The following is a 17,191-nucleotide window of genomic DNA, read 5'->3' as shown; positions in this document are numbered from 1 at the left end:
CATGACCGGGCGCGCGGCGGCTGGCGGAGCGGGGCACGAGCCCGGACAGGCCCGGCACGGCCGGGCGCCCGAGAGCAAGACCACCGCGCCGCGCTGCCCGAGCCGGCGCACCGGACGCGGCACGGCCACCTGCGCGGAGCTGCGCCGCGTCGCCGCCGACCTGTTCCTCGCCCGTGGCTATGACGGGGTGAGCCTCGACGCCATCGTCGCCGAGGCAGGCGGCTCGAAGACCAACGTCTACGCCTTCTTCGGCGGCAAGGAAGGCCTGTTCGAGGCCGCGCTCGCCCATGCCTGCGCGGACATCCTCGCGCCGATGGACGCGGTGCGGGTCGAGGGGCTGTCGCTGGAGGAGGGGCTGGCGCGGCTCGGCCGGGCGCTGCTCGACCTGCTGCTGACGCCGCGCTCGGTGGCGCTTTTCCGCATCGCCATCAGCGCAACCGGGCGGTTTCCCCGGCTCGGCGCGGTCTGGTTCGCCAGCGGACCGGCCACCTCGCAGGCGATCTTTGCGCGCTTCATCGCCGCCCGGCTCGGCGAGATGCCTTCCCGTGACGGGCAGCCTGCCGACGCGGCAGTGCTGGCGCGGCTGTTCCACGACATGACGGTGCAGGAACTGCTGCACCGCGCGCTGTTCGAGCCGGCGGCGGGACCGGCCGCGCGCGATGAAGCGGCGCGCACCGCCGCGGCCGCGGTGGCGGCGCTCGTGGCGATAGGGGTGGGAGAGGGCTAGCCGCCCGGTGTCTCCTCCGGACCGTCGCCCGCCTCGTCATCCCCCGTCTGCCGGTCCCCCGCCTGTTCGCGGGCGAGCGGGGTGAAGAGGGTGCGGTCGGGCTTGAGGTCGAGCAGCGGCGTGCCGTCGATGCAGTCGAGCCCGCGCACGAGCAGGACCCCGTCCGGCTCGACCCGGACCAGCCGGGCGATGGTGGTGCCGATCGGGTTCGGCCGCGCCGGGGTGCGCAGCGCGAAGGTGCCGTGCGCGGTGCCGTCGTCGGCGGGGCTCTGGAGCACCAGGTCGCGCCGCGACAGGTGCATCCAGAACAGCACCTCGATGCGCTCATAGGCCTCGATGCCCTTCAGCGCGGCGCGCCAGGGCGCGAATACCTCGATCCGGCACAGCGGGCCGTCGGGCCGGCCGAGGCGCGGCGTCTCCAGCCGCGACGTCCAGGGCGTGGCGATGCGGCCGATATAGACGAGGCCGGCATCGGTGGCGGGCGGCGGGTCGATCACGACCTCGGCCAGCCGGATCTCGTTGAGGCGGACGATGGCGCCCTCCCTCAGTCGACCGCGACCATGACGTCGGACGCCTTGATCACCGCATAGGCGGCGTCGCCGACCTTGAGGCCGAGCTCGTCCACCGCCTCATTGGTGATGGCGGAGGTGATGACCTGCCCGGCGGCGATCTCGATCCGCACATGAGAGGTCGTGGCGCCGCGTACGACCGCGACCACCTTGCCCGGGACGACGTTGCGGGCGCTGAGCTTCATGGGTTTTCTCCTTTCGGGGGTTCGGGGAGGGTACGGACCTCGATGCGGGCGACGTCGAACACCTGCCGCGCGCCGCGCCGGTCGCCGGGGACGACGAGCCGGGGCGAGCGGGCGGCCGGCAGAGGCGCGCCGTCGCGCTGGTGGGCGAGCAGGATCGGCGCGGCGCCGAGCTCGGGTGCCAGCTCGCCGGCCGAGAGCACCAGCACATAGCCGTCGCCGCCGGTGACGATCACCACCTGCCGGATGAGGGCGTGCAGGTCGGCCGGATCGACCAGCCCGTTGCCGACCAGCACGCTCCACAGCGACGCGCCGGTGTAGCGCGCATGCTCCTCGCCCCGCGAGGTGAGGAAGACGACTTCGCGCGTGACGGCGGGCAGGGCTTCGAGCGCGGCGAGCGGCAGGGCGAGCACGCGGCCCGGAGCGGCGAGGACGACCGGGTCGCGCGCGAGCGCCGGCGCGGCGGGGGCGAGGAGCGCAAGCAGGAGCGCAATGGCGGGGAGCGCGCGGAAGGCGAAGCGTCGGCGGGCAAGGGCGGATGGGAAGGCCATGGCTGAGGCACCGAAAGATATATCCGAAGGGATATATCAAGGGCGCGGGCGGCACAATGGGCGCGCCGTTCGCCGGCTCGAGGTGCCGGCCGGGCGGGCGTTTTCAGCCTCGGTGGAGAGCGGGTGCTGGCCAAATATAGGAAAATAGTCCTAATTATATACGTGACAAAGCAGGCTTGAAAATGCATAGTGATTCGCGACAGGCCGGCGCTTGATTTGTGAGATTTCAAGGGGAGCGGCGCAAAAAGTGCGGTGCCTTGCCCGTTATTCTTACTTGAACGGGCGCACCCCTTGTGGTGTGAATGTTGGTAATAACGGCGACCCGTACCGCCGATGATTCAGGGGCGCCGACCCCATAAACGGCAGGGGAGGAACAAGGCGGGTAACAACCTGTTAACTTTGCGCACGGACCATAGACGCCGACGGCATGTCTATGGTCCTAGGGTGCGCCAGTCCCGGGCCGGCAATATGGCATGCGGTTGCTGTGAGAGGTTGGCCGCATCCGTCGCAGGACCAAACGACGATGACCGATTCGCGAGACAACGCCCATAGCCGCAACCATCAATCCCACACTTCTAGTGTGGAAACAGATGGGAATAGTTTCGAGCGGACAGTGCGTCGAATGCTGAAAACGCCAGCGAAAAGCGACCGAAAGGCAGAGGGCGACCGAAGTCGCCCTCGCCGGTCTTCTCGCCCTACTGAAGATTGCAGGGGGTCTTGATATGGCGGCGCAGATCGGTCTCGATCCGCTCACGCAAGGTCAGGCCGCCGGGCACATGCATCACGCAGAGATGCGAGGCGCCGCAGTGTACAATGCTTACCCACTGGTGATGCTGGGCGAGCCCGTCGGTCAAGCGGCTCTGGAAAGACTTGGTCTCGCCGATATATACGGCGTCCCAGTTCCCGTTAGCGGCCGGCTTACAGAAGATGTAGACGCCGGGGTGATCGCGGAACACCGTGCCAATGGGCCAGAGCTCGAAGGGATATCGAACCCCGGACTGCCCGTGCCAAAGAATGGTAGGCGGTGAGACGCTCGTATAAGGGCGGAACGGAAGATTAGACATTGAATGGTCCTCCAAAGGGACTGTTCGATAGCGGGCGCTGGTCGGTAGGAGCTGGAATTCTTTCCCGACCGGTCGCCCGCAGCTTCTGCGCCCGATTCGCATGAGCGCATTGTTTCGATTTTACGATGAATCTAGCCAGGGGCGAATGGCGTTCGCCGTCTGTTCGCAGTTTTGCGCCAGCGGGAGAGGCGCTTCGCTTTCTGCTTAAGCGTAAGCGGCTTCACCAATCTGCCGATAGGTAAGGCGCTTGCCTTCGATGCCCTTGAGGGCGTCGTCACGGCGGGTAGCGTCGTCGACCCCGCGAGCGCTGCGGCGGTTGTGGCGGAAATCGAACTCGACGAGATATCGGTGCAGATGCTTCTCGGCGCAGTGCTGGTAAACACCGCGCATGCCTCGCTTGAACACCGAGAAGTAGTTTTCGATGGTGTTGGTGTGAACGGTGCCGCGTGCATATTCGCCGCGCGAGTGGCGCACCGTCTCATGGCTGGCGAACTCGCGCCCGGTCACGGTGTAAAGGCGGCTCTCGTCCGTGTAGAGCGCGGTATCGCGGGAAACGTTACGGACCAGCACGTCGCGCACGGTTTCGGCGTTCGCCTTGGCTACGTGGAAGGTGCGGATGTTGCCGCCGCGCTCGACGAGTCCGACCACGGCACGCTTACCGGACGGGCCCGACTTGCCGCTCTTTGTGAAGGGCCTGCCACTGGTGGTAACGGTCGGCTGCGTCTCGGTCTTGCCGAAATAGGTTTCGTCGGCCTCGACGATTTTGCCCTGACCGCCCATGGGGCCAGAGGTCGACTCGTCGTCCTTCATGGCTTCGCGTATGCGGTGAGCCATGAACCAGGCAGTCTTGTAGGTGACGCCGAGCATGCGGTGCAATTGATGGGCGGAAATGCCCTTCTTGCTCGCGCACATGAGGTGCGTCGCATACAGCCACTTGTTGAGCGGAATTTTGGAGCGCTCGAACACGGTGCCAACGGTCACGGTGAACTGTTCGCGGCAAGCGTTGCACTGGTAGACGCCGGGACGGTGGGCCTTCCCCTTAAGGGCACGGATCGAAGAAGGCTGTGCGTTCCCGCAATGGGGGCAGATCGGGCCGAGTGGCCAACGCTGGGCTTCCAGATACTCGCGGGCCTTGTCCGCGTCAGTGAAAATGTGGTTGTCGAAGCCGCTGGCCATGGTCGTGATCCCTTGTTGATCCGATCCTAGCCGCAGGGCGTGCTTTGTCAAGTATATAATTAGGAAAATAGTCCTTGACAGCGTGACGCTGTGGGGGTAGCTTTCAGCCATACTCCACAAATGCGTCGAGGGGCCGCCGCCGTCAGCTGGGCTCGCCGGGTTGCCCGGCAGACGGGCTCGTCACTTCCGGGCTCGCAGCGGTGGAGAGGGGCCGGACCGAGGCTCCTTCATGTCGTTTCGCAGCCGGCCTCAGGGCCGGCTTTTTCGTTTCTCAGCATCGTTCGGCGGAGGGGGCATGCCGGTTCCCGCGCAATCCATATCGCCGGAAGCGCTGGAGGAGGCGCGCCGGCTCTATGAAGGCGCCAGCCTGCCATTGTGGGCGGTCGCGAGCCGCCTTGGCGTCTCGCGCAGCACGCTGCACCGGCGGGCCAAGCGCTGGGGCTGGCGGCGCGGCAACGCCTACCGGCCCTGTGCGCCACCTGGACAGTCCGCCGGCTCCGCGCCGACCTCACCCGAGCTTCCGCGCCCGGTGCTGATCCGGCGGCTGGTGACGCGGGTCGAGAACGAGATCGCCGCCGTCGAGCGGCTCATCGCCCGCGCCGGCCTCGTCGAAGGCGGCGCGGCGGAGGCCGAACGCGCGGCCCGCACGCTCGCCATACTGGTGCGCTCGCTGCGCGAACTGGCGGCGCTGGAGAAGGACGGGCCGGCCCGGGATGAGGATGAGGCAGGACTGCGCGACGCCGACGCCTTCCGACGCGAGCTTGGCGAAACTCTTGAGCGCGTGCTGGCAGGACGGGCGGCTGGCTGAGGCGATCGCCGCGCTGGACGCGGCGACCGCCGAATGGCTGGCCCATCACTGGCCGTTGCTCGGCCGCCCCTCGCAGCAGGCGCCGGACAAGGCGCAGGGCGGGGGCGACTGGCTGACCTGGCTGGTGCTGGGCGGGCGCGGGGCGGGCAAGACCCGCGCCGGCGCCGAATGGGTGCGCGCGCTGGCGCTGGGGCGCGCCGGGCCGGCGGCCGGGCGGATCGCCCTGATCGCCGAGAGCCTCGGCGATTTCCGCGAGGTGATGGTGGAGGGCGTCTCCGGCATCCTCGCCGTGCACCCGCGCGCCGAGCGCCCGAGCTGGGAGCCGACGCGCCGGCGCCTGCAATGGCCCAACGGCGCGGTCGCGCAGGGCTTTTCGGCCGACGACCCGGAATCGCTGCGTGGCCCGCAATTCGATGCCGCCTGGTGCGACGAGCTCGCCAAGTGGCGCTATGCGCAGGCGGCCTTCGACATGCTGCAGTTCGGCCTGCGGCTGGGGCGCCGGCCGCGCCAGATGGTGACGACGACCCCGCGCCCGACCGCACTGGTGCGTGCGCTGCTGGCCGACCCGCGCACCGCGGTGACGCGCATGGGTACGGCGGAGAACGCCATGCACCTCGCCCCGACCTTTCTCGAGGGCGTGGTCGGGCGCTATGCCGGCACGCGCCTGGGGCGGCAGGAACTCGAGGGCGAACTGGTAGAGGACCGGCCTGACGCCTTGTGGAACCGTGCCGCGCTCGAGGCCGCCCGCAAGACGGCGGCGCCGGAGCTGGTGCGGATCGTGGTCGCGGTCGACCCGCCCGCCTCCTCGCGCCGGCAGGCCGACGCCTGCGGCATCGTCGCGGCGGGGATCGACCGGGACGGCATCGTCCATGTGCTGGCCGACGAGAGCGCGCAGGGGCTCACCCCCTCGCGCTGGGGAGCGAAGGCGATCGCGCTGTTCCACCGGCTGGAGGCGGACCGGGTGGTGGTCGAGGTGAATCAGGGCGGGGAGATGGTGCGCACCATCCTCGCCGGGCTCGATGCCCGCGTGCCGGTCGCCGAGGTGCGGGCGACGCGCGGCAAGTGGCTGCGGGCCGAGCCCGTGGCCGCGCTCTACGAGCAGGGACGGGTCCGCCATGCCGGGACCTTCCCGCAGCTCGAGGACGAATTGTGCGATTTCGGGCCTGAGGGCCTCTCAAACGGGCGCTCGCCCGACCGGCTCGACGCGCTGGTCTGGGCGGTGACGGCGCTCGCCCTCGGCCCGGCCGAGAGCGCGCCGCGGGTGCGGCGGATGTGAGGGGGGGCGCCTCAGCCGGGCGGCGCGGCGATGACCTGCAGGTAGTCGTCGGCGAAAATCGGTGGCGATCTCGATCCAGAGCGGGGCGTGGTCCGACATCTGCCGGTCCGCGCAGCGCCCGGCCGCGCCGGGCTCGCCCGCCAGATCCCGCCGCAGATCGGCATAGTTGTTCGACATGGCAGCGCCCCCAAAGCCTCGCTCCAACCCGGATGGAAGACGAGCATCGGGCAGCACGCAGGTCGTGCGCATGTTTAATGACACACGTTTTGAGTGTGTCTCGTTCGGGCGGTTGCCTTGCCGGCTTCGCGTCACCAGCCCGGCCGCCCGCGCGGTCGACAGCCAGCTCAGGATGGGTCAATGCTTCGCCTGCCCTTCACCTTTCGTGCCCGTGCCGGGCAGCCCGAAATGCCGCCCAACGCGCCGCCCGAGGCCAAGGCCTCGCGCACGCAGGCGCTGGTGGCGCTGATCGCCGGCCACCGGCCGCGCTGGACGCCGCGCGACTATGGCGCGCTCGCCCGCGAGGGCTACCAGCGCAACGCGGTGGCTCATCGATGCGTGCGGCTGGTCGCCGAGGCGGTGGGGCAGGTGAGCTTCACCCTGCTCGAGGGCGGGCGCGAGCTCGACGCCCATCCGCTCGGCGAACTGCTGGCCCAGCCCAATCCGCGCCAGTCCGGCACCGCGTTCCTGGAGGCGCTGGCCGCGCATCTCATGATCGCCGGCAACGCCTATGTCGAGGCGGTGGCGATCGGCGGCGAGGTGCGCGAGCTCCACGTGCTGCGCCCCGACCGCATGCGGGTGGTGCCGGGCGGCGACGGCTGGGCCGAAGCCTATGAATATACGGTGGGCGGGCGCGCCGTGCGCTTCGTGCAGGAGGGGCGGGGAGCGGGCCATGTGCCGCCGATCCTCCATGTCGCTCTGTTCAACCCGCTCGACGACTATTACGGCGCCCCGCCGCTGGAGGCGGCGCAGATCGCGCTCGACCTGCACAACGCCGCCGGCGCCTGGAACAAGGCGCTGCTCGACAATGCGGCGCGCCCCTCCGGCGCGCTGGTCTATGGCGGCGGGACGAACCTCTCCGACGAGCAGTTCGACCGGCTGAAGGAGGAGCTGGAGGCGAACTTCTCCGGCGCCGCCAATGCCGGCCGGCCGCTGCTGCTGGAAGGCGGGCTCGACTGGCGCCCGCTCTCGCTGAGCCCCAAGGACATGGATTTCCTCGAGGCGAAGAACGCGGCGGCGCGCGAGATCGCGCTCGCCTTCGGCGTGCCGCCGATGATGCTCGGCATTCCGGGCGACGCCACCTATGCGAACTATGCCGAGGCGAGCCGGGTGCTGTGGCGCCAGACGGTGCTGCCGCTGGCCCGCCGGCTCGGCGCCGAGCTCGCCGGCTGGCTCGCCCCCGCCTATGGCGCGGCGCGCCTGCGGCTTGAGCCGGACCTCGACGCCATCGAGGCGCTGGGCGCCGAGCGCGAGGCGCTGTGGCGCCGCGTGGGCGAGGCGACGTTCCTGACCGACGACGAGAAGCGCCAGGCAGTGGGCTACGGGACGCGGGAGTAGTTTGGTCCGTCAAAGACGGCGCGCCGGAGTCCGCTAGTTGTTTCGGTTTGGAGAGATCACATGCCTTCGACAACACGTCTTGGCCGTCAAGTAGAGGTGATCGAACGGCCGGATGAGCCGGGCGTCTGGTCGGTCGAGATTATTGACTATCAAGACGATGGGGCTTGTTACGTCACTATCTTCGCGGGACCGGCATCCGAAAGTCGCGCTCGAGCGTATGCCGTGTGGCTGGAAGGTCAATAAATTACCTCAGCGGTGATCTGGTCGACGCAGGTTTGAGGCCGGGAGTGATCGTCCCGCGTATGCCACATGCCGTCGCGCAACGATACGCTGCTTACTTCGTCTAGAGCCAAGCATCGCCACTCGCCGCCGGGCGGGAGCCCTTTGGAACTGTCGCCGGCGAATTGGAAAGCCAAAGCCTGGCGGCGCCCGTTTTTCCATCCCACGACATGCACACAGAGTTCGCGCCAGCGACCTTGGTAAAAGCAAGTTACCTGCTTTTTGTCGGTAACTGCTCTCACGAACAAATCGAATGTCTCGCACATACCCGAGCCTCTCAAGGGAATCGTAGGGCCAAGAATACAACTTAAGAGGGTATTTTTAAATCTACCTATCCCAGACGCGAAATTGGTTCGCGGTATCGAGATCCGTCACATGCAGACGCTCATCGAGGCCTTCGTCGTGAAGGCCGATCTGGCGCATCTGGCGCTGCTGATGTGGGCGCTCGGCGCCTCCGCGCTGGCGGGGACGGCGATGCGCGAGCTCGGCCGCGCCTCCCGACGCTTCGACGACTTCGTGCGCGAGATCGCGCGCTTCAATGCCACGTTCGGAGACGAGCCATGAAAGGCACACCACGCATAAGGGCCTTCCTGCCCGATCGTCCGCGCCTGCCGGCGCCGAGCCGTGCCGGCGATGCGCCGCAGGTCTTCCGCGAGTTCGGCCGCACCCTCGGCCGGCTGGAGCGCGCCGCCGCCACCCGCCGGCCCAAGGGCGGCAAGGAGGGCGCATGAGCGCGTTTGCGTACCGCGCGGCCGCGCCGGCCGAGACCAAGGCCCATTCCGGCGCGCTCGCCGCGATCGAGCCCGACGGCAGCTTCGAGGGCTATGCGGCGCTGTTCGGCCGGTCGATCTCGGCCGCGACCTGATCCTGCCGGGCGCCTTCGCCCGCTCGCTCGCCGAGCGGGGCGTGGGCGGCGTGCGCATGCTGTTCCAGCACGACCCGGCCGAGCCGATCGGCGCCTGGGCCACGATCCGCGAGGACGGGGTGGGGCTGCATGTGCGCGGTCGGCTGACGCTCGACGTCGCCCGTGCCCGCGAGGTGCTGGCGCTGATGCGCGCCGGGGCGATCGACGGGCTGTCGATCGGCTTCCGCACGGTGGAGGGGCGCACCGATCCGCGCTCGCGGGTACGCCGGCTCGCCCGCATCGATTTGTGGGAGATTTCGGTCGTGACCTTCCCGATGCAGCCCGATGCGCGCATCGCCGGGGTCAAGACCGGCGCGCGCAGCCTCGCCGCCACCATCAGGCGCGGCGCGCGGCGGCTGCGCGCCCTGCCGGGCCTCGCCCCGCTGCCGGTCTGACCCTCGCATCCACCGACGCACTCTCTGCGACCCTCGACCGGCGGGCCGGTCCGGGACGTCGACGCCTTATCGAAACATGGACATGAGCACGATGGATCTGAAGCATCCCGCACCCGAGACGAAATCGGTCGAGACCAAGCATATGGCCGGCCCGGAGGTGAGCGCCGCCTTCGAGGAGTTCATGGGCGCCTTCGAGGCGTTCAAGGACGCCAACGACCTGCGCCTCTCCGAGCTGGAGCGGCGCGGCGTCGACGCGGTGACCGCCGACAAGGTGGAGCGCATCAACGCCGCGCTCGACACCCAGAAGTCGCTGATCGACGAGCTGGTGCTGAAGGCCCGCCGTCCCTCGCTCGGCGGCAGCGCCGACCTCGTCTCGGACCTCGCCGCGCGCGAGCACAAGAGCGCCTTCGACGCCTATGTCCGCCACGGCGAGACCGCCGGGCTGAAGCGGCTGGAGGCCAAGGCGCTCTCCGCCGGCACGCCGGCCGACGGCGGCTATGTGGTGCCGAGCGAGACCGAGCGCGAGATCGGCAAGCGCCTCGCCGCGCTCTCGCCGATCCGCGCCATCTCCGATGTGCGGGTGATTTCCTCGGGTACCTACAAGAAGCCGTTCATGACCTCGGGGCCGGCGGTCGGCTGGGTGGCCGAGACGGCCGCGCGCACCCAGACCGCGAGCCCGGTGCTGGACGAGCTCTCCTTCCCGGCGATGGAGATCTACGCCATGCCGGCGGCGACGCAGACGCTGCTCGACGACGCGGCGGTGAACATCGACGAATGGCTCGCCATCGAGGTCGAGGCCGCCTTCGCGGCGCAGGAGGGCACCGCCTTCGTGACCGGCGACGGCGCGGGCAAGCCGAAGGGCTTCCTCGCCTATGCGACGGCCGCCGAAGACACCTGGGAATGGGGCAAGCTCGGCTTCATCGCCACCGGCGCGGCGGGCGACTTCCCGGCCACCAACCCGGCCGACCCGCTGGTCGACCTGGTCTATGCGCTGAAGGCGGGCTACCGCCAGAACGGCAGCTTCGTGATGAACCGCCGCTCGCAGGCCGCGGTGCGCAAGCTGAAGGACGAGAACGGCCAGTACCTTTGGGCGCCCCCGACCGCCGCCGGCCAGCCGCCGAGCCTGATGAACTTCCCCGTCCACGAGGCGGAGGAAATGCCGGACATCGAAGAGAACAGCGTCTCGATCGCCTTCGGCGACTTCAAGCGCGGCTACCTGGTGGTCGACCGCGCCGGGGTGCGGGTGCTGCGCGATCCCTACTCGGCCAAGCCCTACGTGCTGTTCTACACCACCAAGCGCGTGGGCGGCGGCGTGCAGGACTTCGACGCGATCAAGCTGCTGAAGTTCGCCTGAGCGCGGACGGCCCCCGCCGCGCGCTCCGCACATGCTCAATGCTAGGGCATGCGCGAGGCGAGCGTGATCACCTCGCCATCCACCTTGAACCGGCCATAGCCGGCATGGTGGATGGTCCGGGGTTCGGCGCGGGCCGGGTCGTGCCAGGCGGCGACGCATTCCAGCACGAACAGCGCGTAGGCATTGACGAGCCGGGTGTTCACCACCTTGCATTCGAGATTGGCGAAGCACTCGCCGATCAGCGGCGCGCGCACCTTCGAGGCGGGCAGCGCCGTGAGAGGGAAGCGGGCGAACTTGTCGGTGTCCGCGCCCGAGCAATTGCCGATGCCGACCACGGTCTCGGCCATTTCCACCGACGGAACGGCGATGACGCATTCGCGCGTCGCCTTCAGCGCGGCGAAGGAATGATCGCCCGGGCTGACGATGCAGGCGATGAGCGGCGGGGTGAACTCCACCATCATGTGCCACGACATGGTCATGACGTTGGCCTTGCCCCGCCGGGCGGTCGCGAGCAGCACCACCGGGCCGGGCTCGATGAGCTGGTAGACCTTGCCGAGCGCAAGGGCGGCGAAGCGGGGCGGATCGACGGGCGAAGGGCCGGACGATGTGCCGGATGACATGGACATGGAGGGGCTTCCTGCAGCGGCGGGGAGCCCCAGCATGGCGCGGTGGGCGCCGCCGTCCTTGACGAGGCACAAGGGCGCAGCTTTTCGGGGCCGCCCGGGATCGCCCGGGACTGCCCCGTTCAGGGCTGGTCGATCCCCATGTGCCGGGCGGTGGCGTCGATCCAGGGGAATTGCGGGCCGACCAGCGTCGCCCCGGTGACGCCACCGCAGCCGCGCTGGCCGCCGGCCGCGGTCGACCAGCCGATGATGCCGGCGACGAGGCCGTCGAGATAGACCGGGCCGCCGCTGTCGCCGGTGCAGCCGCCCTTCGCCGGCCCGTCCGACAGGCGGACCATGATGCCGCCGGTGATGCCGATGCTGGGAAGCTGCACCATGCGCAGCTTGCCCCCCGATGCGCCGTCGCCGTCCTTGGTCACGCCGAAGCCGGCGAGCAGGAAGGACGTGCGGCGCGCCGGCAGGGCCATCTGCGAGGACAGGGTCGCCGGGCTGAAGTCGAGTGGCAGCGGCTCGGCGAGCCTTACCACGGCGAGGTCGGGCGTCGGGCGCCTTGTCTCGAAGGAATGCGGGTCGAAGGACGGATGGATCGCGATCTGCGCGACCGGGATCAGCTTCGGCGTGGAATCCTCGAACACCAGCGCCGCATAGTCCGAGGCCGGCGCGACGCAATGCGCGGCGGTGAGCAGCACCCGCGGCGCCAGCACCACGCCGGAGCAGAAGGCACCCCGGGTCGAGGTGATCATCACCACCTCGCTCTTGAGCGATTCATCCGCCGGCCGCCCGCCGATGATGGCGTGGGCCGGAACGGTGAACGGCGCGGCCAGCAGCATGGCGAGGACGAGGCGGAGCACGGCGCGGCGGATCGGGTACGGGCGGGGCATCGGGGCTCCTGAGAGGTACCGCGCCGTTGTGGCGGGGCCGGGCCGACGCGTCAATCGGCCCGCCCGCGGCGGGCGTTCACGAAAGACCAACCGGAGAAGACGAGATGCCCGCGATGCTCATCGCCGGGCCTGAGGTCGAGCCGCTGACGCTCGCCGAGGCCAAGATCTATCTGCGCGTCGACCACGACGCCGAGGACGCCCTGATCGGCTCGCTGATCACCGCGGCGCGGGCGACCGTGGAGGCGCTGACGCGGCGGGTGCTGATCGACCAGTCCTGGCGCATCGTGCGCGACGCCTGGCCGGCCTCCGGCCTCATCGCCGCACCGGTGAACCCGCTGAAGACGATCACCGGCGCCCATGTGCTCGACGCCGAGGGCGCCGAGGTCGGGGTGCCGACGGACGCGCTGCTGGCCGACACGGCGCGCCTGCCCGGGCTGATCCGGGTGGCGTGCGGCACTGTGCCCGCGCCGGGGCGGCCAATCGCCGGCATCGCCATCGACGTCGTCGCCGGGCACGGGGCCGATGCCGACCACGTGCCCTCGCCACTGATCGAGGCGGTGCGGGTGGTGCTGGCCCATTTCTACGAGCACCGCGACGAGCAGGGGGCCGGCGCGGCCTTTCCCGCCCGGCTCGACGCGCTGGTCGCCCCGTTCCGGGTGGCGCGGCTATGAGCGGTGAGCCGGAGAGCGTTTCGGCGCTGCGGCACCGGCTGGTGCACGAGACGCCGGTGGAGACGCCGGACGGGATGGGCGGCGTGACCCGCACCTTCCTCGCCGTGGATTCGCTGTGGGGCGCGCTCGAGACCTCGGCCGCGCCGGCCGAGATCACCGACCGCCCCGGTGCGGTGCTGACCCACAAGGTGACCGTGCGTGCGCCCGCCACCGTGCAGCCGGGCGACCGGCTGCGGCTCGGGGCGCGGCGCTTTCTGGTCGAGACGGTGAGCGACCCGGACGGGCGCGGCCGCCGGCTCGTCTGCAGCTGCCGGGAGGAAACACCATGACCTTCGAGGCTCGCCTGAAGGGGCTCGCCACGCTGCGCGCCCTGCCGCCGGCGCTCGCCCGCCGGCTTGCCGAGCGGATCGGGAGGGGCCGATGAGCGCGGCCACGGCGCTGCGCGCCGCCGTCCATGCGACGCTGGCGAACGACGGCGCGCTGAGCGCCGCGCTGGGTGGTGCGCGCGTCTACGACGTGCCGCCGGCGGCGCCGGAATTCCCCTATGTGACGCTCGGCGAGGCGCAGCTTCTCGACTGGTCGACTGCCACCGAGGCCGGCGAGGAGCACCGCCTGACGCTCCATGTCTGGTCGCGCCAGGGCGGGCACGGGGAGGCCCACGCCATCACCCATCTGGTGCAGGAGGCGCTGCACGACATGTCGCTGGAGCTGACCGGTGCGCGCCTTGTCAATCTGCGCTTCACCCAGGCCGACATACGGCGTGAGGCGGGCGGGCTGACCTATCACGCGCTGGTGCGCTTCCGCGCGGTGACGGAAGGCGGTTGAGCTTTTCCGTTCTCGTGAAAAAATGCACGCAAGAAGCCGTAATATCGCGAGATCCGGCGTGAAGTTGATTCTGAGGTTGAAGTCAATTGCGCGGATTTCCTCGCGCGATGCTTCAGCGTGCGCGCCGGTCTTCTGCCGTCAATTGCAGAGCAGCCTACAGAGCGACTGTTAACCGTCCCTGAATACCCGAGACCCACAGGAAAGGAACCCGCTTATGGCGGCGCAGAAGGGCAAGGACCTCTTGCTGAAGATCCATGACGGCGAGGCCTTCGCGACCGTGGCGGGGCTGCGCTCGCGCCAGATCGCGTTCAACACCGAGACCGTCGACGTGACCCATGCCGAGAGCGCGGGCCGCTGGCGCGAGCTGCTGGCCGGCGCCGGCGCCAAGCGCGCCTCGATCTCCGGTTCCGGCGTGTTCAAGGACGCGGCCTCGGACGCGCTGATCCGCCAGAGCTTCTTCGACGGCACGGTCCGCGATGCGCAGATCGTGGTGCCCGATTTCGGCACCCTCGCCGGGCCATTCCAGATCACCACGCTGGAGATCGCCGCCGAGCACGACCGCGAGGTGACGTTCGACATCGCGCTGGAGAGCGCGGGCGAGATCACCTTCACCGCGCTCTGAGGAGAAGATCATGGCGAACCGCCATCGCGGCGAGATTTCCGCCGAGCTCGACGGGCGCCCGCGCACGCTGGTGCTCACGCTGGGCGCGCTGGCCGAGCTCGAGGATGCCTTCGGCGCCGAGGACCTGGTCGCGCTGGCCGAACGCTTCGGGCGCGGCCGGCTCTCGGCGCGCGACGCCGTCCGGGTCGTCGGCGCCGGGCTGCGTGGGGCGGGCGCGGAGGTGAGCGACGCGGAGGTGGCGCGGATGACGACGCCGGGCGGGGCGGCCGGCTTCGCGCGCATCGTCGGCGAGCTGATCGCCGCCACCTTCGGCGCCGGGGAGGGCGCCGCGCCGGGCCCTTTGCCCCCGGCGCCTCCGGCACGCCCGGCGGGCTGAGACGGGAGGCGGCCGAGCGGCCGGCCTTTCCCTGGTCCGCGGCGATGGCGTTCGGCTTCGGCCGGCTGCGGCTCGGCGCGGATGATTTCTGGCGCCTGACGCCGCGCGAGCTGGCGGCGGCGATGGAAGCCGTGTCCGGCCCCGCGCGCGCCCCGCTCGACCGCGCCGGGCTCGCCGCGCTGATGGCGCGCTTTCCCGACTGAGCCCGCCCGCTTCGACGCATCCGCAGATGGAGGATCCGCATGGCCGACACCTATTCCGGCCTCGACGACACGCTCACCGTGGCGATCACGGCCGACACCTCGGCCTTCCGGCGCGAGCTCTCCGAGGCCGAGCGGCTGGCGCGCGGCTTCGGCCGCGCGGTCGGCGACGCGCTGACCGGGGCGGCGGTGAAGGGGCGCGAGGCGGACGACGTGTTCCGCTCGCTGGTCTCGCGGCTCTCCACACTGGCGCTCGACGCTGCGTTCCGGCCGATCGAGCAGGGCGTGGCCGGGCTGTTCCAGAACCTTCTGGGCGGCACGCTGGGCTTCGCCAATGGCGGCGTGATCAGCGCCGCCTCGGGCGGCGGGCGCGTCGTGCCGTTCGCCCAGGGCGGCGTGGTGGCGGCGCCGAGCTATTTCCCGCTCGCCGGCGGCCGCACAGGCCTGATGGGCGAGAGCGGCGCCGAGGCGATCCTGCCGCTCCGGCGCGGGCCGGACGGTCGCCTCGGCGTCGCGGCACAGGATCAGGGCCGGGCGGTCAACGTGACGGTGAACGTGACGACGCCCGACGCCTCCTCGTTCCGCCGCTCCGAAGCCTATCTCTCCGGCCTCGTCGCCCGCGCCGTCTCGCGCGGGGAAAGGAGCCTTTGATGGCCGCCTTCCACGAGACGCTGTTCCCGCTCGACATCGCGCTCGGCGCGGCGGGCGGGCCGGAGCGGGCGACGGAGATCGTCACCACGCTGACCGGCCGCGAGGAGCGCAACACCCGCCTCAAGCATTCGCGCCGGCGTTGGGACGCGGGCTACGGCGTCAAGTCGCTCGACCAGCTCGCGAGCGTGGTCGCCTTCTTCGAGGAGCGGCGCGGGCGGCTCTACGGCTTCCGCTGGCACGACCGGCTGGACCATTCCTCCGCCGCGCCGGGTGCCGCGGTGACGCCGTTCGACCAGGCGCTCGGCACCGGCGACGGGGCGCAGGCCGCGTTCCAGCTCGCCAAGACCTATGGCGGCGCCTATGCGCCCTATCCGCGCCCGATCGCCAAGCCGGTCGCCGGCACGGTGCGGGTGGCGGTGAACGGGGTCGAGCAAGTGGCGGGCAGCGCCTTCGCGCTCGACACCACGACGGGCACGGTGAGCTTCCTCGCCGGCCACGTGCCGCCCGCGGGCGCGAGCGTGACGGCGGGCTTCGCCTTCGACGTGCCGGTGCGCTTCGACACCGATTTTCTCGAGGTGAACCTCACCGCCTTCGAGGCGGGGGCGATCCCGCGCATCCCGATCCTGGAGATACGCCCATGAGGCAGCTTCCCGAGACGCTGGCCGCGACGCTCGCGGGCGGGGCGACCACCTTCGCGCGCTGCTGGCGCGTCACCCGCATCGACGGCACCGTGCTCGGCCTCACCGAGCATGACGAGGACCTCGTGGTCGACGGCACGGTGTTCCGCGCCGGCGGCGGCGTCACCGGGAGCGAGGACCGCTCCGCGCTCGGCTTCGCGGTCGGCGGCGGCGAGCTTTCCGCCGCGCTGACCTCCGAGCTGATCGACGAGGGCGACCTGCTCGCCGGGCGCTATGACGGGGCGCAGGTCGAGCTCATCCTCGCCGACTGGAGCTTTCCCGCTGCCTTCCTCAGCCTGCGGCGGGGCACGATCGGCGAGGTGCGCCGCGAGAACGGCGCCTTCGTCGCCGAGCTGAGGAGCCTCGCCGCCGGGCTGAATGTCGTGCGCGGCCGGCTGTTCGCGGCCGGCTGCGACGCCGATCTCGGCGATGCGCGGTGCCGCATCGCGCTCGACGCACCGGCCTATCGCGGCGCCGGGACGGTGGCGGCGGTGGAGGGGGCGAGCCTTCTCGTCGTCTCCGGGCTCGAGGGCTTCGCCAGCGGCTGGTTCACGCAGGGGCGGCTCGATTTCACCAGCGGCGCCAATGCCGGCTTCGCCAGCGAGGTGAAGGGCCACCGCATCGATGCCGGGGTGCGGATCGAGCTGTGGCAGCGCCCGCCGGACGACGTGGCGCCGGGCGACGCCTTCACCGTGACGGCGGGGTGCGACAAGCGCTTCGAGACCTGCCGCGACCGCTTCGCCAACACGCTGAACTTCCGCGGCTTCCCGCACATGCCGGGCAATGACGCGGTGCTGAAGGTGTCGCAGCCCGGGGAGTCGTGAAG

The 17,191-nt window shown here is 70.4% G+C and carries 23 protein-coding genes and 1 pseudogene; 17 read left to right on the top strand and 7 right to left on the bottom strand.

The genetic code is table 11. The features are described 5' to 3' along the window. Position 1 precedes the first annotated feature (1 nt). Positions 2-727, top strand: coding sequence for a TetR/AcrR family transcriptional regulator (locus NVS89_RS22900; RefSeq protein WP_309486517.1), 726 nt, complete (start codon positions 2-4; stop codon positions 725-727). Here the strand turns inward: NVS89_RS22900 and NVS89_RS03750 are convergent. The 5 genes from NVS89_RS03750 to NVS89_RS03730 form a co-directional block, all read right to left on the bottom strand. Next, on the bottom strand, positions 724-1,260 hold the full coding sequence (locus NVS89_RS03750) for an SAM-dependent methyltransferase (RefSeq protein WP_258731524.1): 537 nt from the start codon (positions 1,258-1,260) through the stop codon (positions 724-726). The two genes, NVS89_RS22900 and NVS89_RS03750, sit on opposite strands and share 4 nt — an antisense overlap. 11 nt (positions 1,261-1,271) lie before the next feature. Then, complete coding sequence (locus NVS89_RS03745; protein ID WP_258731144.1) at positions 1,272-1,481, bottom strand: TOBE domain-containing protein; 210 nt, start codon at positions 1,479-1,481, stop codon at positions 1,272-1,274. Further along, positions 1,478-2,029 carry a hypothetical protein gene (locus tag NVS89_RS03740; RefSeq protein ID WP_258731143.1) on the bottom strand — a complete coding sequence of 184 codons (552 nt, stop codon included), beginning with the start codon at positions 2,027-2,029 and terminating at the stop codon, positions 1,478-1,480. Before NVS89_RS03740 ends, NVS89_RS03745 begins: the two co-directional genes overlap by 4 nt. Before the next feature lie 695 nt (positions 2,030-2,724). After that, complete coding sequence (locus tag NVS89_RS03735) at positions 2,725-3,093, bottom strand: hypothetical protein (protein ID WP_258731142.1); 369 nt, start codon at positions 3,091-3,093, stop codon at positions 2,725-2,727. Positions 3,094-3,297: 204 nt separating this feature from the next. Beyond that, entirely contained in the window at positions 3,298-4,269 is a 972-nt protein-coding gene (locus NVS89_RS03730; protein WP_258731141.1) for an IS1595 family transposase, read from the bottom strand. A gap of 295 nt (positions 4,270-4,564) precedes the next feature. Here NVS89_RS03730 and NVS89_RS03725 point away from each other — a divergent pair, with 295 nt between their 5' ends. The 7 genes and pseudogenes from NVS89_RS03725 to NVS89_RS03695 all read left to right on the top strand — a co-directional run bounded on the left by NVS89_RS03725 (position 4,565) and on the right by NVS89_RS03695 (position 10,839). After that, on the top strand, positions 4,565-5,077 hold the full coding sequence (locus tag NVS89_RS03725; RefSeq protein ID WP_258731139.1) for a hypothetical protein: 513 nt from the start codon (positions 4,565-4,567) through the stop codon (positions 5,075-5,077). Beyond that, positions 5,043-6,353 carry a DNA-packaging protein gene (locus NVS89_RS03720; RefSeq protein ID WP_258731138.1) on the top strand — a complete coding sequence of 437 codons (1,311 nt, stop codon included), beginning with the start codon at positions 5,043-5,045 and terminating at the stop codon, positions 6,351-6,353. The genes NVS89_RS03725 and NVS89_RS03720 overlap by 35 nt, the downstream gene beginning before the upstream one ends. A 357-nt stretch (positions 6,354-6,710) precedes the next feature. Continuing rightward, a complete protein-coding gene (locus NVS89_RS03715; protein ID WP_258731137.1) occupies positions 6,711-7,907 on the top strand; it encodes a phage portal protein in 1,197 nt (398 codons plus the stop codon). A 654-nt stretch (positions 7,908-8,561) separates the two neighbouring features. Next, positions 8,562-8,750: a hypothetical protein gene (locus tag NVS89_RS03710; RefSeq protein ID WP_258731136.1), complete on the top strand. Its 189-nt coding sequence runs from the start codon at positions 8,562-8,564 to the stop codon at positions 8,748-8,750. Further along, positions 8,747-8,917, top strand: coding sequence for a hypothetical protein (locus NVS89_RS03705; RefSeq protein WP_258731135.1), 171 nt, complete (start codon positions 8,747-8,749; stop codon positions 8,915-8,917). Before NVS89_RS03710 ends, NVS89_RS03705 begins: the two co-directional genes overlap by 4 nt. Continuing rightward, positions 8,914-9,485 (top strand): annotated as a pseudogene (locus NVS89_RS03700) (HK97 family phage prohead protease). The gene NVS89_RS03705 and the pseudogene NVS89_RS03700 overlap by 4 nt, the downstream one beginning before the upstream one ends. A gap of 91 nt (positions 9,486-9,576) precedes the next feature. After that, positions 9,577-10,839 (top strand): phage major capsid protein, encoded by a 1,263-nt coding sequence (locus NVS89_RS03695; protein WP_374114524.1) that lies wholly within the window; start codon positions 9,577-9,579, stop codon positions 10,837-10,839. Positions 10,840-10,880: 41 nt separating this feature from the next. Here NVS89_RS03695 and NVS89_RS03690 read toward each other — a convergent pair whose 3' ends face one another. Both NVS89_RS03690 and NVS89_RS03685 read right to left on the bottom strand, forming a co-directional pair. Then, positions 10,881-11,459 carry a flavin reductase family protein gene (locus tag NVS89_RS03690; protein ID WP_258731522.1) on the bottom strand — a complete coding sequence of 193 codons (579 nt, stop codon included), beginning with the start codon at positions 11,457-11,459 and terminating at the stop codon, positions 10,881-10,883. A 125-nt stretch (positions 11,460-11,584) separates the two neighbouring features. After that, a complete protein-coding gene (locus NVS89_RS03685; RefSeq protein ID WP_258731134.1) occupies positions 11,585-12,343 on the bottom strand; it encodes a S1 family peptidase in 759 nt (252 codons plus the stop codon). 104 nt (positions 12,344-12,447) lie between these two features. Here NVS89_RS03685 and NVS89_RS03680 point away from each other — a divergent pair, with 104 nt between their 5' ends. The 9 genes from NVS89_RS03680 (at position 12,448) to NVS89_RS03640 (ending at position 17,189) form a co-directional block, all read left to right on the top strand. Then, entirely contained in the window at positions 12,448-13,014 is a 567-nt protein-coding gene (locus NVS89_RS03680; protein WP_258731133.1) for a head-tail connector protein, read from the top strand. After that, positions 13,011-13,343, top strand: coding sequence for a head-tail adaptor protein (locus NVS89_RS03675; RefSeq protein ID WP_258731132.1), 333 nt, complete (start codon positions 13,011-13,013; stop codon positions 13,341-13,343). The genes NVS89_RS03680 and NVS89_RS03675 overlap by 4 nt, the downstream gene beginning before the upstream one ends. A 91-nt stretch (positions 13,344-13,434) precedes the next feature. Further along, entirely contained in the window at positions 13,435-13,839 is a 405-nt protein-coding gene (locus tag NVS89_RS03670) for a DUF3168 domain-containing protein (protein ID WP_258731131.1), read from the top strand. 214 nt (positions 13,840-14,053) lie between these two features. Beyond that, on the top strand, positions 14,054-14,461 hold the full coding sequence (locus tag NVS89_RS03665; RefSeq protein WP_258731130.1) for a phage major tail protein, TP901-1 family: 408 nt from the start codon (positions 14,054-14,056) through the stop codon (positions 14,459-14,461). Positions 14,462-14,471: 10 nt separating this feature from the next. Then, complete coding sequence (locus NVS89_RS03660) at positions 14,472-14,837, top strand: gene transfer agent family protein (RefSeq protein WP_258731129.1); 366 nt, start codon at positions 14,472-14,474, stop codon at positions 14,835-14,837. Next, positions 14,834-15,040 (top strand): rcc01693 family protein, encoded by a 207-nt coding sequence (locus tag NVS89_RS03655; protein ID WP_258731521.1) that lies wholly within the window; start codon positions 14,834-14,836, stop codon positions 15,038-15,040. The genes NVS89_RS03660 and NVS89_RS03655 overlap by 4 nt, the downstream gene beginning before the upstream one ends. A 39-nt stretch (positions 15,041-15,079) precedes the next feature. Beyond that, positions 15,080-15,688: a phage tail tape measure protein gene (locus NVS89_RS03650; protein ID WP_258731128.1), complete on the top strand. Its 609-nt coding sequence runs from the start codon at positions 15,080-15,082 to the stop codon at positions 15,686-15,688. Next, on the top strand, positions 15,688-16,329 hold the full coding sequence (locus NVS89_RS03645; RefSeq protein WP_258731127.1) for a DUF2460 domain-containing protein: 642 nt from the start codon (positions 15,688-15,690) through the stop codon (positions 16,327-16,329). The genes NVS89_RS03650 and NVS89_RS03645 overlap by 1 nt, the downstream gene beginning before the upstream one ends. Then, the gene (locus tag NVS89_RS03640; protein ID WP_258731126.1) at positions 16,326-17,189 is read left to right on the top strand and encodes a phage/gene transfer agent baseplate hub protein; all 864 of its coding nucleotides are present in this window, start codon (positions 16,326-16,328) and stop codon (positions 17,187-17,189) included. The genes NVS89_RS03645 and NVS89_RS03640 overlap by 4 nt, the downstream gene beginning before the upstream one ends. The last annotated feature ends 2 nt before the right edge of the window (positions 17,190-17,191 follow it).

Origin of the sequence: Ancylobacter mangrovi (assembly GCF_024752355.1) — a bacterium.
In the GTDB taxonomy this organism is placed as follows: domain Bacteria; phylum Pseudomonadota; class Alphaproteobacteria; order Rhizobiales; family Xanthobacteraceae; genus Ancylobacter; species Ancylobacter mangrovi.
The sequence above is the reverse complement of the archived record's forward strand: the minus strand, read 5'-3'. Positions and strand labels throughout refer to the sequence as shown.

Coding starts and splice junctions, on each gene's coding strand:
- NVS89_RS22900 (WP_309486517.1), top strand. CDS start 2: ATGACCGGGCGCGCGGCGGCTGGCGGAGCGGGGCACGAGCCCGGACAG.
- NVS89_RS03745 (WP_258731144.1), bottom strand. CDS start 1,481: ATGAAGCTCAGCGCCCGCAACGTCGTCCCGGGCAAGGTGGTCGCGGTC.
- NVS89_RS03740 (WP_258731143.1), bottom strand. CDS start 2,029: ATGGCCTTCCCATCCGCCCTTGCCCGCCGACGCTTCGCCTTCCGCGCG.
- NVS89_RS03735 (WP_258731142.1), bottom strand. CDS start 3,093: ATGTCTAATCTTCCGTTCCGCCCTTATACGAGCGTCTCACCGCCTACC.
- NVS89_RS03730 (WP_258731141.1), bottom strand. CDS start 4,269: ATGGCCAGCGGCTTCGACAACCACATTTTCACTGACGCGGACAAGGCC.
- NVS89_RS03725 (WP_258731139.1), top strand. CDS start 4,565: ATGCCGGTTCCCGCGCAATCCATATCGCCGGAAGCGCTGGAGGAGGCG.
- NVS89_RS03715 (WP_258731137.1), top strand. CDS start 6,711: ATGCTTCGCCTGCCCTTCACCTTTCGTGCCCGTGCCGGGCAGCCCGAA.
- NVS89_RS03710 (WP_258731136.1), top strand. CDS start 8,562: ATGCAGACGCTCATCGAGGCCTTCGTCGTGAAGGCCGATCTGGCGCAT.
- NVS89_RS03705 (WP_258731135.1), top strand. CDS start 8,747: ATGAAAGGCACACCACGCATAAGGGCCTTCCTGCCCGATCGTCCGCGC.
- NVS89_RS03695 (WP_374114524.1), top strand. CDS start 9,577: ATGGATCTGAAGCATCCCGCACCCGAGACGAAATCGGTCGAGACCAAG.
- NVS89_RS03690 (WP_258731522.1), bottom strand. CDS start 11,459: ATGTCATCCGGCACATCGTCCGGCCCTTCGCCCGTCGATCCGCCCCGC.
- NVS89_RS03685 (WP_258731134.1), bottom strand. CDS start 12,343: ATGCCCCGCCCGTACCCGATCCGCCGCGCCGTGCTCCGCCTCGTCCTC.
- NVS89_RS03680 (WP_258731133.1), top strand. CDS start 12,448: ATGCCCGCGATGCTCATCGCCGGGCCTGAGGTCGAGCCGCTGACGCTC.
- NVS89_RS03675 (WP_258731132.1), top strand. CDS start 13,011: ATGAGCGGTGAGCCGGAGAGCGTTTCGGCGCTGCGGCACCGGCTGGTG.
- NVS89_RS03670 (WP_258731131.1), top strand. CDS start 13,435: ATGAGCGCGGCCACGGCGCTGCGCGCCGCCGTCCATGCGACGCTGGCG.
- NVS89_RS03665 (WP_258731130.1), top strand. CDS start 14,054: ATGGCGGCGCAGAAGGGCAAGGACCTCTTGCTGAAGATCCATGACGGC.
- NVS89_RS03660 (WP_258731129.1), top strand. CDS start 14,472: ATGGCGAACCGCCATCGCGGCGAGATTTCCGCCGAGCTCGACGGGCGC.
- NVS89_RS03650 (WP_258731128.1), top strand. CDS start 15,080: ATGGCCGACACCTATTCCGGCCTCGACGACACGCTCACCGTGGCGATC.
- NVS89_RS03645 (WP_258731127.1), top strand. CDS start 15,688: ATGGCCGCCTTCCACGAGACGCTGTTCCCGCTCGACATCGCGCTCGGC.
- NVS89_RS03640 (WP_258731126.1), top strand. CDS start 16,326: ATGAGGCAGCTTCCCGAGACGCTGGCCGCGACGCTCGCGGGCGGGGCG.